A 14,542-nucleotide genomic window follows, 5' to 3' on the forward strand; every position below is an offset into this window, starting at 1 on the left:
ATCCAAGCAGGCGACGGTGACAGCTCGGCGGGCCGAGATCGGATAGACTGGTATATCCGCTGGTCATAGCTACGTCTGGTTATTGCTACGTCTGGTTATTGCTACATCTGGTTATTGCTAGGGATGGTCAACGCCTCGGAACCAGTGCTGGGCCGCATTCGCCGACCCAGGTGTCCAAAGGAAGTGCAGGGCAGCAGCATGACGATTCTGCTCCAGGTACTCGAGCAGTGCTTCACGCCGACCACACCGTGGGAACGGCGCACGTTCACCTTCATCGACACCCGTCACATCGTGGGTATGCGGCTCGACGGTCAGTGCGGCGTCTGGCTCGACCTGTCCCGTCCGGGCGAATCCCAGCGCCTGGCGCGCACACCCGAACCCGGCGACGCCGTCGCCTTCCTGTTGACCACCTTCGCCAAGATCGCCGAATGCGAGGAACGCGGCGGTTCCTGGCTGATCGGCCACGACGGCAGCCATATCGGGTCGATCACCGCGACCAGGTACCCGCCGCACACCACCGAGGTCGCCGAGGACGATCTGCTGGCCCGCGCCTGGCTCTGATCCGCCGGGGACTTGTCGGTAACGACCGGTACAAGTGTCGGCGTGCCCACCCCGATCCGTCGACAACTCCCGACCGGCCGGTGGCCGTTGCTGCTCGCCGTCGCGCTGCTCCTCACCGGATGCGCGGGGCCCGATCGGGTCGCCCCCGCACCGGGCAGCCCGACCCGCGCGCAGGTCGAAGGGCTGCTCGATGCCGTGCGGGTGGTCGCCGAGCGACCGCGTCCCGGCGGTTACGAACGTGGCTGCGCCGCCGGGCAGGGGTGTGTGTTCGGGCCGTCGTGGACCGACGACAACGACGCCACGGCGGGCCACGACGGCTGCGACACCCGCAACAATGTGCTCGCCGCGCAGCTCACCGGGGTGGAATTGCGACCGGGCACGCACGACTGCGTGGTCGTGGCCGGTCTCCTGCGCGATCCGTACACCGGTCGCCCGCTGCGCTTCGCCAAGGCCGAGGCGGGCGATATCCAGATCGATCACGTCTATCCGCTCGCGGCGGCCTGGGATCTCGGCGCGGCGCGATGGTCGCCGCGGCGGCGGGTGCGCTTCGCCAACGACGTCGAGACCAATCTGCTCGCCACCGATGCCGAGGCCAATCGCGCGAAGGGCGATTCGACACCGTCGGGATGGCTGCCCCCCGCCCGCGCCAATCACTGCTTCTACGCGGCGAAATACCTCACCGTGGCGGTGCGCTACGACTTGCCGGTGACCACCGCCGACAGCGCCGCGCTGCGTGGGATAGCCGTCGGCTGCCCGTGACCGCGGTCAGCCTCCGGTGGCGACGGGGCGCTTGGGATCGTTGGACCATTGCGACCACGATCCGGGATACAGCGCCGCCTCGACGCCTGCCACCGCCAGCGCCGCGACCTGGTGCGCCGCCGTGACGCCGGAACCGCAGTACACCGCGACCGGTCCCGCGCCGTAGGCGGCGAAGCGGCCGCGCAGTTCCTCGACGGTGCGGAAACGTCCGTCGGCGTCGAGGTTCTCCGTGGTCGGCGCGCTGATCGCGCCCGGAATGTGGCCCGCCTGCGGGTCCACCGGCTCGACCTCGCCGCGGTAGCGTTCACCCGCGCGCGCGTCCAGCAGCACGCCCTGCCAGCTCGCGACCGCGTCGGCGTCGACCACGGGCAGTTGTCCGGGGCTCAGTTCGACATCCCCTGGTTCGGGATCGGGTTCGGCGCCGGTGGCCAGATCGCCGCCCGCCGCGAGCCAGGCGGGCAGACCGCCGTCGAGGATGCGGACATCGGCGACGCCCGCCCAGCGCAGCAGCCACCAAGCCCGCGCCGCGGCCATCGCGCCGGTGGCGTCGTACACGACGACGGTGTCGCCGTCGCGGATGCCCCAGCCGCGCGCGCAGCGCCGCAAGGTCTCGATATCGGGCAGCGGATGCCTGCCCTCGCCGGGCGACGGCGGACCCGCCAGTTCGGTTTCCATATCGACGAAGATCGCGCCGGGAATGTGACCGTCCAGATAGTGCTGCGGCCCGTCCGGGTCACCGAGCGCCCACCGGACGTCGAGCAGGCGAATCGGGCACTGCGCCAAGAGATCCCGCAGTTCCGTCGCCGAAATCAGTACCGCGCCCACGCCGAACTCCTCACCCGGATCGTCTCTCGCACACCGGCCGTCCCACTCTACGCATCGGCCCGGGCGCACCGCGCGGGCGGCGGATCGCGACCGTACGCGAATTCAGACCAGTTTCCGCGAACTGGCCGGCGACACGCCAACTGACCAGCGGCAAGATCCGGACAATGTCCGAGGTTCCCACCGTGTCGGCGGCGGCGCGGTCCCAGCCGCCCGAGCCGACATCGAAAGCGGGTATCGCCCAGCCGATCGGGGCGGGCGTGGTGACCGCGCTGGTCGGCTTCACCAGTTCGTTCGCGGTGGTGCTCAGCGGTCTGAGCGCGGTGGGCGCGACCCACGCGCAGGCCGCGTCCGGCCTGTTGGCGCTGTGTCTCACACAGGCGATCGGGATGATCGCGCTCAGTGTGCGCTACCGGATGCCGATCTCGCTGGCCTGGTCGACGCCGGGCGCCGCGCTGCTGGCGGGCACCGGCGCGGTGACGGGCGGCTGGCCGGCCGCGGTGGGCGCGTTCGCGCTGACCGGCGTGCTCGTCGTGATCACCGGACTGTGGGGTCGTCTCGGCGCGGCGGTGGCGGCCATACCGGTGGAGATCGCCCAAGCCATGCTCGCGGGCGTGCTGCTACCGCTGTGTCTTGCCCCGGTGCGTGCGGTGCACACCAGTCCGGCCGTGGTGGCGCCGACGATCGTGGTCTGGCTGGTGTTGCAGCGCTTCGCCAAACGCTGGGCGGTGTTGGCGGCATTCCTGACCGCGACCGTGGCCGCGGGCGTCGACATGGCAGTTCACCACCGCTCGGTCGAGCTGTCCGCGCTCGCGCCGACCGTCGAATTGACCGTGCCGCAGTGGAATTGGCAGGCGGTGATCGGTGTGGCCATCCCGCTGTACATCGTCACGATGGCCTCGCAGAACATTCCCGGCACCGCGGTGCTGCATTCGCTCGGCTACCGGGCGCCGTGGCGCGCGGCCATGACCGTCACCGGAATCGGCACCGTAGTCGGCGCGGCGGCGGGCGGCCACGCCATCAACCTCGCCGCCATCAGCGCCGCGCTGGCCGCCGGTCCGTCGGCGCATCCGAATCCGAATCGCCGCTGGATCGCCGCGACCACCGCGGGCGCGGTCTACCTGCTGCTTGCCCTGGGCTCGGCTGCCCTGGTCGCGCTGATCGCGGTCGCGCCCACGGGCACATTGGAAACCGTGGCGGGCCTGGCCCTGCTCGCCACTCTCGCCTCGGCGCTGGCCGCGGCGCTCGCCTCGGAGCGGCAGCGCGAGGCCGGGATCGTCACCTTCCTCGTCGCGGCCTCCGGTGTCGCGTTCCTCGGTATCGGTGCGGCGTTCTGGGCGCTGCTCGCCGGACTCGCGGTGCGGCGGGTTCTCGCTATCCGCGGCTGAGCAGGGTGAGCGGGTCCTCGAGCAGCGCGGCCACGGTCGTCAGGAATCGCGCGGCGAGTTCACCGTCGATCATGCGGTGATCGAAGCTGACCCCGACCGTGGTGACCCAACGGACCGCGAGTTCGTCGCGCACCACCCACGGGCGCTTCTTGATCGAGCCGAGGCACAGAATCGCGGCCTCGCCCGGATTGACCAGCGGCACACCGGAATCCACGCCGAATACGCCGATGTTGGTGAGGGTGAAGGTGCCGCCGCGTAATTCCACCGGTGTCGCGCTGCCCGAACGCGCCATCTCGGCGAGCCAGCCGATCTCGCGGCACAGATCGCGCAGGCTCAGTGTCTGTGCCTCCTTGAGATTCGGCACGAGCAGTCCGCGTTCGGTGGCGACCGCGATACCCAGGTTCACGTAGTGCTTGGTGACGATCTGCTGATTCGCGTCGTCCCAGGTGGCGTTCATTCCCGGGAAGTCGGACAGCGCCGCGACCACCGCCTTCGCGACAAGTGCCAGCGGCGTGACGGCGAGCCCGGTGAAGGCCACGGTGGTGCGCAGATGGTCGAGCAGTTCGGCTGCCGGGGTGAAATCGAGGGTGACGAAGGTGCTGGCCTGCGGAATCGTGCGCGCGCTCACCACCATCGAGCCCGCGATGCGTTTGCGGATGCCCTCGACCGGCGTGCCGACCTCCCTGGCGGCCAGCCGGACGGGGGCCGCCGGTTGCTCCGGCGGCCGGGCGGCGGGGACGCGCGGCTGGGATACCGGCACAGAGGCGCGCACATCCTCCACGGTGACCGCGCCCTGCGGACCCGACCCCGCGATGTACCACAGGTCGATTCCGAGTTCCTTGGCGAGCTTGCGGGCCGCCGGGGTGGCGGCGGCGCGACCGGTGACCGCGTCGCGGCGCGGTGGATTGCGCTGCGCCACGGGCGATTCCGTCCCGGGTGCGGGGCGGCGTCGGGTGAGCTGTTCCGCCTCGGGGCCGTATCCGACGAGTACCGACCCGCGGCCGTCGGCATCGCGCGTCCCATTGGCAGGCGATGGCGCGGGCGCGATCGCGAGATCGGTGCGCACCCGGATCAGCGGCGCGCCGACCGGCACCGTATCCCCCGGTTGGGCAAGCAGTTCCACCACCGTGCCGGAGAACGGGGAGGGCAGCGACACCACCGCCTTGGCGGTTTCGACCTCGCCGATCGTCTGGTTCAGCTCGACGGTATCCCCGACATCCACCGACCACGACAGCAATTCGGCATCCGCGAGCCCCTCTCCCAGGTCGGGGAGCCGGAATTCCAGGACGTGGCCGTCATCTTGCACAGGGGCACCTCTCACTCGGGAGCGGCCGTCAGGCGGCCAAGGAACGGTCCACCGCGGCCAGTATGCGATCGGTATCGGGCAGGTGGTGCTTCTCGAGCTTAGCGGGGGGATACGGGATGTCGTGACCACCGACGCGCAGCACCGGCGCCTCCAGATGGTAGAAGCAGCGTTCGGTGACGCGGGCGGCGATCTCGGCACCGAGACCACCGCAGACCGGAGCCTCGTGCACGACCACGAGCCGCCCGGTCCGCAGCACCGATTCGGTGAGCGTGTCGATATCGAGCGGCGCGAGACTGCGCAGGTCGACCACTTCGAGCCGATGTCCTTCGGCGTCGGCGATTCTCGCCGCGGCCAGCGCCGTGGCGACGGTGCCGCCATAGCATGCGAGCGTGGCGTCACTGCCCGGCACGAGCACCCGGGCGCGATCCAGCGGCAGCGGGGCGGGCGCGTCGAAATCGACCTCGGCACGGTCCCAGTAGCGGCGCTTGGGCTCGAAGAAGATCACCGGATCGTCGAGTTCGATCGCCTGGCGCACCATGTGGTAGGCGTCCTCGGGCGAACTCGGCGCGACCACGCGCAGGCCCGGGGTGTGCGCGAAATACGCCTCGGGTGATTCGGAATGGTGTTCCACCGACCCGATACCGCCGCCGAACGGTATGCGAATCGTGATGGGAACGGTCACCTTTCCCCCGGTGCGGTAGTGAATTCTGGCCACCTGCGACACGATCTGGTCGAATGCGGGATACACGAACCCGTCGAACTGTATCTCACAGACCGGCCGAAAGCCCCGCAGTGCCATGCCGAAAGCCGTTCCGACGATGCCGGATTCGGCCAGCGGCGTATCCACCACCCGGTTGTCCCCGAAATCCTTCTGCAAGGTGTCGGTGACCCGGAAGACCCCGCCGAGCCTGCCGATATCCTCCCCCATCAGCACGACCCTGTTGTCGTCCTCCAGCGCGCGGCGCAGGCCGGTGTTGAGCGCGGCGGCGAAGGTGGTGATCATCGGCGGACTCCTTCCGGTGCCGCGCGGTCGGGTCCGGGATCGCCGGACAGGTACCGCGCGTAGGCGTCGCGCTGCGCGGTCAGCAGCGGATGCGGGGTGGCGTAGACGTGGTCGAACAGGGTCATCGGGTCCGGGTCGGGCATGCCGATGGTGGCCGTGCGCACCCGTTCGGCGACCGCGTCCGCGCGCGCGGCGACCGATTCGGCGAACGCGCTGTCCCACCGGCCTTCTCGTTGCAGCAGTCGGCGTATCCGGTCGATCGGGTCGCGGCGGCGCCACATCTCGGTCTCGGCGGCGCTGCGGTAGCGGGTGGGATCGTCGGCGGTGGTGTGCGGACCCATGCGGTAGGTGAGCGCCTCGATGAACGACGGTCCGCCGCCCGCGCGGGCCCGCTCGACCGCGCGGCGGGTCACCGCGAGCACGGCCAGCACGTCGTTGCCGTCGACCTGCACGCCCGGGATGCCGTAGCCGTAGGCCCGGCGCACGATCGGTGTGGCGCTCTGCACCCGCACCGGCGCGCTGATGGCCCAGTGGTTGTTCTGGCAGAAGAACACCACCGGCGCTCCCCAGGTCGCCGCGAAACCCAGTGCCTCGGCGATATCGCCCTGACTGCTCGCGCCGTCGCCGAAGTAGACGACGGTGGCGATCTCCGCGCCCTCGAGGTGGGCGGCATAGGCGTAACCGGTGGCGTGCAGGCCCTGGGCGCCGACGACGATGGTCGGGTTGGTCATATTGATCGCCGCGGGATCCCAGCAGTGCAGTGCCGCCCCGCGCCACAGCGCGGTCAGCTCGGCGGGATCGACGCCGCGGCAGTAGGCCACCGCGGCCTCGCGGTAGCTGCCGAAGACGTAGTCGTCGGGGTGCAGAGCCCGCGCCGACCCGACCTGGGCGGCCTCCTGCCCCAGCAACGGCGGCCACAGGCCCAGCTGTCCCTGTCGTTGCAGCGCCGTGGCCTCGGTGTCGATGCGGCGGCACACGACGAGATCCTCGTACAGCCCGCGCACGCGCTCGGGACCGATATCGGCGACGAGAGCGGCGTGTTCGGGGTCGAGCACGCGCTGCCCGTCGGGTTGGACCAACTGCACCGGATACGAGGTTCGCTCCGACATCGTCGATCACCTCCTGAAGGACATTTTGTGTCCTGACTCACAGCATCCACGCCCCCGTGACCTGCGCAAGCGGCGGAAACGAGATTGCGCATATTGCGCAAATACCGCCCGACCAGCAGTGTCATACTGCGTGCTATGCCCAGTAGGGAGACCGCAGGCCCGACGGCGGACGCGACCGATGCCCGCCTTCTGCTCGAACTCGTCGCCAACCCCCGCGCGACCGGTGTGGAACTGGCCGCCCGGCTCGGCCTGTCCCGCAACACGGTGCAGGCACGGCTCGCCCGCTGGGAGGCGGGCGGGGTGCTCGGCAGTTTCGAGCGCCGGGTCGAGCCCCGCGCCCTCGGCTATCCGCTGTCGGCCTTCGTCGCGGTGGTGGTCGACCAGCACCGCCTCGATTCGGTGGTCGACGAACTCGCCGAGGTGCCCGAGGTGACCGAGGTCTGCGGCATGACCGGCCCGACCGATCTGACCGTGCGCGTGGTCGCCCGCGACGCCGACGACCTGTACCGCATCGCCGGACGGATACTCGAGATACCCGGCGTGGAACGCACCAATATGGCCCTGGTCATGCGCTCGCTCGTCGGGCCGCGTACCGCCCCGCTCCTGGATCGCCTCGCGAGTCCGCGCTGACCGCGCGCCGCGCTCGACCGCGGAAACCTATCGCCGAACCTCACCGGATCCGCCGCTGGGCTGCGGTGATGGATATTTCGGACAAGGTCGCGATCGTGCCGGGGGCGGGAACCGGCATCGGAGCGGCGGTTCGTCGAGCGAGGCGCGCGGGTCGTGGTCGCCGACCTCGACGCGGACGCCGCCTCGGCGGTGGCGGGCGAACTCGGACCGGTTCCTCATCGGCATGCGGCGTTACCGCGCCGCACTCGGCGGCTGAATCCGCCTCAGTCGGTGACGAGTTCGGCCGCCGCGGCACGGACAACCTCCGGGATCGGCACCGGCTTGCGTGTCTCGGAATCGACGTAGACGTGGACGAACGTGCCGGTGGCGGCGAGTTCGAGCGCACCGTCGTCCTCGCGGAAGATCGCCAGGTCGTAGGTGATGCTCGAGCTGCCGAGCCGCGAGATCCGCAGGCCGACCCGGAGCAGGTCGGGGAAGCTGATCGAGCCGAGATACTGACACGAGGTCTGCGCGACCACGCCGAGCGCGGGCAGCGTCCTGATATCGGTGCCGGTGGCCCGCATGAGCCAGGCGTTCACGGCGGTGTCGAAGTACGAGTAGTACGTCACGTTGTTCACGTGGCCGTAGTGGTCGTTGTCCGCCCACCGGGTCGGCACCGGCCAGAGCACGGGATACTGCTGGGTCACCCGGCCGACGATAGCTCAGCGGTCGACACGCCCTGCCGGTGGTCGCGCGGGCTGACGCCGAAGTGGCGTTTGAACGCGGCGCTGAGCGCGAAGGCGCTGCCGTAGCCGACCCGGCGGGCGATGGCCTCGACGGTGGCGTCGGACTCCTGGAGCAGATCGGCCGCCAGCGCCAGCCGCCATTCGGTGAGGAATGCCATGGGCGGTTCGCCGACGAGATCGGTGAAGCGTCTGGCGAGCGCCGCCCGCGACGAGCCGACCGCGTCGGCCAGAGCCGCGACCGTCCACGGGTGCGCGGGATTGTGCTGCAACAGCCGCAGCGCCTTGCCGACCAGCGGGTCACCGTAGGCGTGATACCAGGCGGGCGCCTCCGCGCGGGCGAACCAGCCGCGCAATGCCGCGATCAGCACCAGGTCGAGCAGCCGGTCGAGCACCGCGGACTGGGCGGGTTCGTCCCTGGTGGCCTCGTCGGCGAGCAGATCGAGCAACCTGCCGTCGAATTCTCCGCGCGCCAGCACCACCACCGGCGGCAGCGCGCGCAGCAGCCGCGTACTCGCCGCGCCCGCCGACTCGTAGGTGCCGGTCACCATCATGGTCGCGCCATCGGGGTCGGTTCCCCACTGCCGGACGCCGAGACTCAAGCTCTCGCAGAGGATTTCGCCGTCCAGCGTCTTGGTGACCTGCCCCGGGTGGATGACGATCTGCGGTTCGGTCTCCGGCGCGTCCGCCACCGTGTAGGGGTGCGGTCCGCGGAAGATCGCGACATCGCCCGCGTCGAGCCTGCGCGGGCGGGGTGGCTCGGCGGCCTGGTTCCTCGGGTCGGCGTCGGGCACGATCCACGCCGTGCCACGGATCATGGACAGCACGGTGAGCGGGGCCTCGTCCTCGATGCGCAGCGACCACGGCGGATCGAGCAGTGAGCACATGAGAAACGCACCGCGTGCGCGCGGACCTTCGAGCAGACTGGCGAGCGCATCCACATTCCCAGACTAGACCCGGTCGGCTGCGCCATCGCGGGTTCGCCGGTACCGTCGGACGGGTGCCGATGACGAAAGTCGACCGCAGGCTACGCCTGGCCCGCGCGGCGGTGTTCACGGTCTTCGCGCTCAACGGATTCCTGTTGGCCCTGTGGGTGGTGCACATTCCGCAGATCTCCGACCGCACCGGTATCGCCGAATCCACCCTCGGCACCTTCATCCTCGCGCTGGCGGGAGCTGCGTTGATCGGCATGCGGGCGGCTGGTCCGCTGGCCGACCGCTACGGCAGCCGCACCCTGGTCGCGATCGCGGGCGCGGGTATCGCGGTGGCGGTGATCGGTCCCGGACTCGCCACCGGTCCGGTCTGGCTCGCGATCGCGCTGGCCTGCTTCGGATTCGGCAACGGCGCACTCGACGTGTCGATGAATACCCAAGCGGTGCTGGTGGAACGGGCATACGGGCGGCCGATCATGTCGGCGTTCCACGCACTGTTCTCCGGCGGCGGTCTGCTGGGTTCGCTGCTGGGCTCGGCGACACAGCGCGCGGGGCTGGACATCCGGCTCACCCTGGCCCTGTCGGCGGTCGCGGCGCTCGCCCTGCTCGCCGTGGTCCTGCCGCTGTTGCTGCGTGAACCCCGAACCCCTTCGCGCGCCGGTGATCACGTCGAATCCATGCCCCTGTCGGAAGAATGGGCCGTACCCCCGGCCGATACCGCGCCGACCGGTCGGGCCTCACGGTGGAAGGTGCTCGGCTTGGCGGCCGTCGCCTTCATCGCGCTGCTCACCGAGGGCGCGGCGGCGGATTGGAGCGCTCTGCAAGTACGCGACCATCTCGGCGCGGACGAGGCCACCGCGGCACTGGCCTTCGGCGGATTCTCGTTCAGCATGACGGCCGGGCGATTCGCCACCGACCGCATCGCCGGCGCGTTCGGGCGGGTCGCGGTGGTCCGCTACGGCTGTCTGATCTGCGCACTGGGACTCACCCTGGTCGTGACCTCGGGCATCGCGGCGCTGACGCTGCTCGGGTGGGCGCTGGTCGGACTCGGACTGTCCGGCACCGTCCCGCAGATCTTCACCGCCGCGGGCAATCTCGGCTCGGCCACCGCCGCCACCGACATGTCACGGGTGTTCGCCATCGGCTATCTCGGCCTGCTCGCCGGACCCGCGATGATCGGCTGGGCCACCGCGGCGGTCCCGCTCACCACGGCACTGCTCATACCGCTGGTCGCGGTGCTGATCTGCGCGTGGTCGGCCCGGGTCGTCGCGCCGCCGCGTCCGCTCGGCGACCGGTGATCAGTGCGGGCGGGCCAGACACAGGGTCATCGGCTCGGGTTTCGGGTAGACCAGCGTGTTCTCCGCGGTCGCCGCGGCACCGCAGGCGGCGCGGTCGGCCGTGCCGCGCACGATCCGCTCGACCTCGAAATCGGCTGCCGCGGTGCAGTTCACCCGCATGCTCGCGCCGGCGAGCGTGCCGTTCACACAATCGCCCTCGGTGACGTTGAGGCGCAGGCACAGCGTGAATCCATCGCCCCCGGACTGGTAGTAGCCCGCGTAGTCGCCGCTCGCACAGGCCGCGTCCGCGCCCTCGAGTCGTTGCGCCACAACATAATTGGCTTCGGCGTCACCGCAGTCGCGGAAGACGATCTCGGCCTCGGCGGTGCTGCCGGACAGTTTCGCGCAACGGCCGATATCGGCCTGGGCGCTGCCGGTGCCGAAGTAGCCGCGCGCCACCACGATCGCTATTCCGATCACCACGAATACGCCGAGGAATTTCAGCACCGCCGCGGTCGTACCCTCGCCGCCGGACTCCTCCTCCGGCGCGGACCCGAAATCATCGAATTCCGCGACGGGTTCGACCGGATATTCGGGGTGGACCCGCTGCGGGCGATGCGGCGGTGTACTCACACGGCCCCTCCCTCGTTCCCATCACCGCCCCACCGGGGGCGGATAAAACTCTGGCGGACAATGTATCCGATACGCCGAAACGACGAAGCGGCCCCCTTCAACATGGCGGGAGCCGCTTCGCCCGGACCGGAGTCCGCATGGAACGCGGTGTCTTACAGCGCCTTCAGTTCCTCGGTGACGGCGCCGACGGACTTCTTGGCATCGCCGAACAGCATGGAGGTGTGGTCGGCGTAGAACAACGGATTGTCGATGCCCGCGAATCCTGAGTTCATCGAACGCTTCAGCACGATCACGCTCCTGGCCTGGTCGACATTCAGCACCGGCATACCGTAGATCGGGCTGGAGGAATCCTCGCGGGCCGCCGGATTGGTGACGTCGTTGGCGCCGATCACCAGGGCGACATCGGTGCGGCTGAATTCGCCGTTGATATCGTCCATTTCCTTGAGCGCGTCGTAGGAGACCTCGGCCTCGGCCAGCAGCACGTTCATGTGACCGGGCATGCGGCCCGCGACCGGGTGGATGGCGTACTTGACCTCGACGCCCTTGGCCTCGAGCAGCGCCGCCATCTCCTTGACCGCGTGCTGTGCCTGTGCGACCGCCATACCGTAACCGGGCACGACGATGACCTGGTTGGCGTAGGCCATCTGGATCGCGGCGTCCGCGGCGCTGGTGGCCTTGGCCTGCTTCTGCTCGCCACCGCCCGCGCCGGGCGCGGTGCCGCCGCCGCCGAAGCCGCCCGCGACGATCGCCGGAATGGAGCGGTTCATGGCCTTGGCCATGAGGTTGGTCAGGATGGTGCCGGACGCACCGACGATCATGCCTGCCACGATCATGGCGGTGTTGTTCAGCGCCAGACCCGCGGCCGCGGCCGACAGACCGGTGAGCGCGTTGAGCAGCGAGATCACGACCGGCATATCCGCGCCGCCGATCGGCAGCACCACCATCAGACCCAGCGCCGCCGCGGCGACAAGCAGCAGCACCATCCACCACCACGGCGCGCCGCCGTCGGATGCCTTGACGCCGATGACCACGGCCGCGGCGACCGACACGACCAGCAGCAACAGGTTGAGCGGCTGCTGGAGCCTGCCGACGCCGATGGGCTTGCCGGGCAGGATCTCCTGGAGCTTGCCGAAGGCGATGAGCGAACCCCAGAACGACACCGAGCCGATGATCGCGGCGAACAGCGAGCCGACGATGATGTGCACGGTCGGTTCCTCACCGTGCTTGAACATCGAGAACCCGGTGGTGTCGATGAATTCGGCCCAGGCGATGAGCGCGACGGTACCGCCGCCGACGCCGTTGAACGCCGCGACCAGCTGCGGCATCGCGGTCATCTTGGTGTAGCGGGCGGGCGGGACGCCGAGCACGACGCCGACCACGAGTCCGGCGACGATGAGAATCCAGTTCGAGGTGTGCCGGATGGAGATCAGCGTCGCCACCACGGCGATGCCCATGCCGACCGCCGCGATCCAGTTGCCGCGCACCGCGGTCTTCGGGCCGGTCAGGCCCATCAGACCGTAGATGAACAGCGCGAAGGCGACGATATAGAGGATGTTGACGAGATTGTCCATGGCCTACTTACCCGCCTTCTCGGCCGCGGCGCCCGCCTTCTTGCCCTTGAACATGCCGAGCATGCGGTCGGTGACCACGAAGCCGCCGACGACGTTCAAGGTTCCGAAGACCAGGGCGACGAACAGGATGATACGGATGCCGATGGAGGGGTCCTCCATCTTGCCGAGGGTGACCAGCGCGCCGAGCACGACGATGCCGTGGATGGCGTTGGTGCCCGACATCAGCGGCGTGTGCAGGGTGTTGGGCACCTTGGAGATGACGGCGAATCCGACGAAGCCAGACAGGACCAGGATCGCGATGTTCGCGAGCAGTTCGGTGTACATCAGGACTTCACCTCGGCGTTGTTCGGTTCGCTCGGCAAGCCGCGCTCACGAGTCACACAGGAATCGGCGAGCACCTGGTCACCGAAGTCGGGCACGATCTTGCCGTCGACCAACATCAGTTCCAGCAGGGCCGCGATGTTCTTCGAGTACAGCTCCGAGGCGTGTTCGGGCATGGTCGCGGGCAGATTCAGCGGCGAGGCAATGGTGACCTCGTGCTTGACCACGGTCCGGCCGGGTTCGGTGAGTTCGCAGTTGCCGCCGGTCTCACCGGCGAGGTCCACGATCACGCTGCCGGGCTTCATACCCTTCACCGCTTCGGCGGTCACCAGCCGCGGCGCGGGACGGCCCGGCACCAGCGCGGTGGTGATCACCACGTCGAAGCCCTTGATGGCGTTCTCGAGCGCCTGCTGCTGCTGGGCCTTCTCGTCCTCGGTGAGTTCGCGGGCGTAGCCGCCCTCGCCGGCGGCGTCGATGCCGAGATCGAGCCACTGCGCGCCGACCGACCGGACCTGATCGGCGACCTCGGGACGCACGTCGTAGCCGGTGGTGCGTCCGCCGAGGCGCTTGGCGGTCGCCAGCGCCTGTAGTCCGGCGACACCGACGCCGAGGACCAGCACGGTCGCCGGCTTGACGGTGCCCGCGGCGGTGGTGAGCATCGGGAAGAATCTGGTCGATTCCGACGCGGCGAGCAGTACGGCCTTATAGCCGGCCACATTCGCCTGCGAGGAAAGGGCGTCCATCACCTGCGCGCGGGAGATGCGCGGAATGGCCTCGACCGCGAATGCCTGGACGCCCGCCTCGCGCAGCGCGCCGATCTGGTTGTCGGCATTGCGCGGGGCGAGGAATCCGATGAGGGTCTGCCCGCTCGACAGCTTCGCCACTTCGGCGTCGCTGGGCGGGGCCACCTTCACGACCACATCGGCCGACCAGGGATCACCGATCCTCGCGCCTGCTTCGATATATGCCTCGTCGGGGATGAGCGCACCCAGTCCGGCGCCGGATTCCACGATCACCTCCACGCCTAGTTTCAGCAATGCGGGAATGATCTTGGGCACCAATGCGACACGCCGTTCGCCCGCGTTAGACTCGCGGACGACTCCGACACGCGCTCCGCGCGGCGACGAGTCGTCCACGCTCTGCGTTGTCTCCACTTGTCAGACTTCCTTCTCGTGCTGGCCATTAGCCACCGAACGACGGATCGGTGAAGTTACTCGCGAGTAAGTTCTCCTGAATCCTCGCAACTGTACCCGGCTCGCCGTGAGCGTAGCTGAGATGCCCATCACACGGCGGGACCACCGTCGCCCGACCGCGCCCGCGCGTGACGCGACGCGACCGGTCGTGAACAGGTCCGACGCCCGCACGGCGGTCGCACTGGCCGCGCATCCGAGATGGTCGGCGCAGGTGAACGACTCGCGCGCCGGGCCGACCGCCCGGACCGGCGCGAGCCGATTGCCCGCACCGGCAGTGGCACGTCACACACGGGCGCGGCGACATGCATCGGGCGA

At 69.6% G+C, this 14,542-nt stretch carries 15 protein-coding genes; 5 read left to right on the top strand and 10 right to left on the bottom strand.

Annotation, left to right across the window (positions count from 1 at the left end; all coding sequences use genetic code 11):
- Nucleotides 1-198 precede the first annotated feature (198 nt).
- Together APZ21_RS24315 and APZ21_RS24320 are read left to right on the top strand one after the other, a co-directional pair.
- Nucleotides 199-561: a hypothetical protein gene (locus tag APZ21_RS24315; RefSeq protein WP_054815642.1), complete on the top strand. Its 363-nt coding sequence runs from the start codon at nucleotides 199-201 to the stop codon at nucleotides 559-561.
- A 42-nt stretch (nucleotides 562-603) separates the two neighbouring features.
- Nucleotides 604-1,320, top strand: a complete 717-nt coding sequence (locus tag APZ21_RS24320) for an HNH endonuclease family protein (protein WP_371852298.1) — start codon at nucleotides 604-606, stop codon at nucleotides 1,318-1,320.
- Nucleotides 1,321-1,326: 6 nt separating this feature from the next.
- Here APZ21_RS24320 and APZ21_RS24325 read toward each other — a convergent pair whose 3' ends face one another.
- Nucleotides 1,327-2,133, bottom strand: coding sequence for a sulfurtransferase (locus APZ21_RS24325; protein WP_204249148.1), 807 nt, complete (start codon nucleotides 2,131-2,133; stop codon nucleotides 1,327-1,329).
- A 176-nt stretch (nucleotides 2,134-2,309) separates the two neighbouring features.
- Here APZ21_RS24325 and APZ21_RS24330 point away from each other — a divergent pair, with 176 nt between their 5' ends.
- Nucleotides 2,310-3,530 carry a benzoate/H(+) symporter BenE family transporter gene (locus tag APZ21_RS24330; protein ID WP_054815597.1) on the top strand — a complete coding sequence of 407 codons (1,221 nt, stop codon included), beginning with the start codon at nucleotides 2,310-2,312 and terminating at the stop codon, nucleotides 3,528-3,530.
- Here APZ21_RS24330 and APZ21_RS24335 read toward each other — a convergent pair.
- Genes APZ21_RS24335 through pdhA form a run of 3 tightly spaced genes read right to left on the bottom strand, consistent with a single transcriptional unit; the run spans nucleotide 3,517 to nucleotide 6,948 of the window.
- Nucleotides 3,517-4,836 carry a dihydrolipoamide acetyltransferase family protein gene (locus APZ21_RS24335; RefSeq protein ID WP_054815598.1) on the bottom strand — a complete coding sequence of 440 codons (1,320 nt, stop codon included), beginning with the start codon at nucleotides 4,834-4,836 and terminating at the stop codon, nucleotides 3,517-3,519. The two genes, APZ21_RS24330 and APZ21_RS24335, sit on opposite strands and share 14 nt — an antisense overlap.
- Nucleotides 4,837-4,864: 28 nt before the next feature.
- The gene (locus APZ21_RS24340) at nucleotides 4,865-5,839 is read right to left on the bottom strand and encodes an alpha-ketoacid dehydrogenase subunit beta (protein ID WP_054815599.1); all 975 of its coding nucleotides are present in this window, start codon (nucleotides 5,837-5,839) and stop codon (nucleotides 4,865-4,867) included.
- Complete coding sequence (gene pdhA / locus APZ21_RS24345) at nucleotides 5,836-6,948, bottom strand: pyruvate dehydrogenase (acetyl-transferring) E1 component subunit alpha (protein ID WP_054815600.1); 1,113 nt, start codon at nucleotides 6,946-6,948, stop codon at nucleotides 5,836-5,838. Before pdhA ends, APZ21_RS24340 begins: the two co-directional genes overlap by 4 nt.
- Before the next feature lie 135 nt (nucleotides 6,949-7,083).
- Between pdhA and APZ21_RS24350 the strand changes: the two genes are divergently transcribed.
- On the top strand, nucleotides 7,084-7,578 hold the full coding sequence (locus APZ21_RS24350) for an Lrp/AsnC family transcriptional regulator (RefSeq protein WP_054815601.1): 495 nt from the start codon (nucleotides 7,084-7,086) through the stop codon (nucleotides 7,576-7,578).
- Between the two features lie 263 nt (nucleotides 7,579-7,841).
- On the opposite strand, the gene APZ21_RS24355 is transcribed toward APZ21_RS24350, so the two are convergent.
- Complete coding sequence (locus APZ21_RS24355; RefSeq protein WP_239476795.1) at nucleotides 7,842-8,264, bottom strand: acyl-CoA thioesterase; 423 nt, start codon at nucleotides 8,262-8,264, stop codon at nucleotides 7,842-7,844.
- Nucleotides 8,261-9,241, bottom strand: a complete 981-nt coding sequence (locus APZ21_RS24360; RefSeq protein WP_054815603.1) for an AraC family transcriptional regulator — start codon at nucleotides 9,239-9,241, stop codon at nucleotides 8,261-8,263. Before APZ21_RS24360 ends, APZ21_RS24355 begins: the two co-directional genes overlap by 4 nt.
- A 65-nt stretch (nucleotides 9,242-9,306) precedes the next feature.
- Between APZ21_RS24360 and APZ21_RS24365 the strand changes: the two genes are divergently transcribed.
- The gene (locus APZ21_RS24365; RefSeq protein WP_054815604.1) at nucleotides 9,307-10,530 is read left to right on the top strand and encodes an MFS transporter; all 1,224 of its coding nucleotides are present in this window, start codon (nucleotides 9,307-9,309) and stop codon (nucleotides 10,528-10,530) included.
- Here APZ21_RS24365 and APZ21_RS24370 read toward each other — a convergent pair whose 3' ends face one another.
- The 4 genes from APZ21_RS24370 to APZ21_RS24385 all read right to left on the bottom strand — a co-directional run bounded on the left by APZ21_RS24370 (nucleotide 10,531) and on the right by APZ21_RS24385 (nucleotide 14,188).
- Nucleotides 10,531-11,142: an LppU/SCO3897 family protein gene (locus tag APZ21_RS24370; protein ID WP_054815605.1), complete on the bottom strand. Its 612-nt coding sequence runs from the start codon at nucleotides 11,140-11,142 to the stop codon at nucleotides 10,531-10,533.
- 152 nt (nucleotides 11,143-11,294) lie between these two features.
- On the bottom strand, nucleotides 11,295-12,713 hold the full coding sequence (locus tag APZ21_RS24375) for an NAD(P)(+) transhydrogenase (Re/Si-specific) subunit beta (protein WP_054815606.1): 1,419 nt from the start codon (nucleotides 12,711-12,713) through the stop codon (nucleotides 11,295-11,297).
- 3 nt (nucleotides 12,714-12,716) lie between these two features.
- Complete coding sequence (locus APZ21_RS24380) at nucleotides 12,717-13,037, bottom strand: NAD(P) transhydrogenase subunit alpha part 2 (protein ID WP_054815607.1); 321 nt, start codon at nucleotides 13,035-13,037, stop codon at nucleotides 12,717-12,719.
- Complete coding sequence (locus tag APZ21_RS24385; RefSeq protein WP_054815608.1) at nucleotides 13,037-14,188, bottom strand: Re/Si-specific NAD(P)(+) transhydrogenase subunit alpha; 1,152 nt, start codon at nucleotides 14,186-14,188, stop codon at nucleotides 13,037-13,039. Before APZ21_RS24385 ends, APZ21_RS24380 begins: the two co-directional genes overlap by 1 nt.
- Nucleotides 14,189-14,542 lie beyond the last annotated feature (354 nt).

It is taken from the genome of Nocardia arizonensis, assembly GCF_001310275.1.
Taxonomy (GTDB): domain Bacteria; phylum Actinomycetota; class Actinomycetes; order Mycobacteriales; family Mycobacteriaceae; genus Nocardia; species Nocardia arizonensis.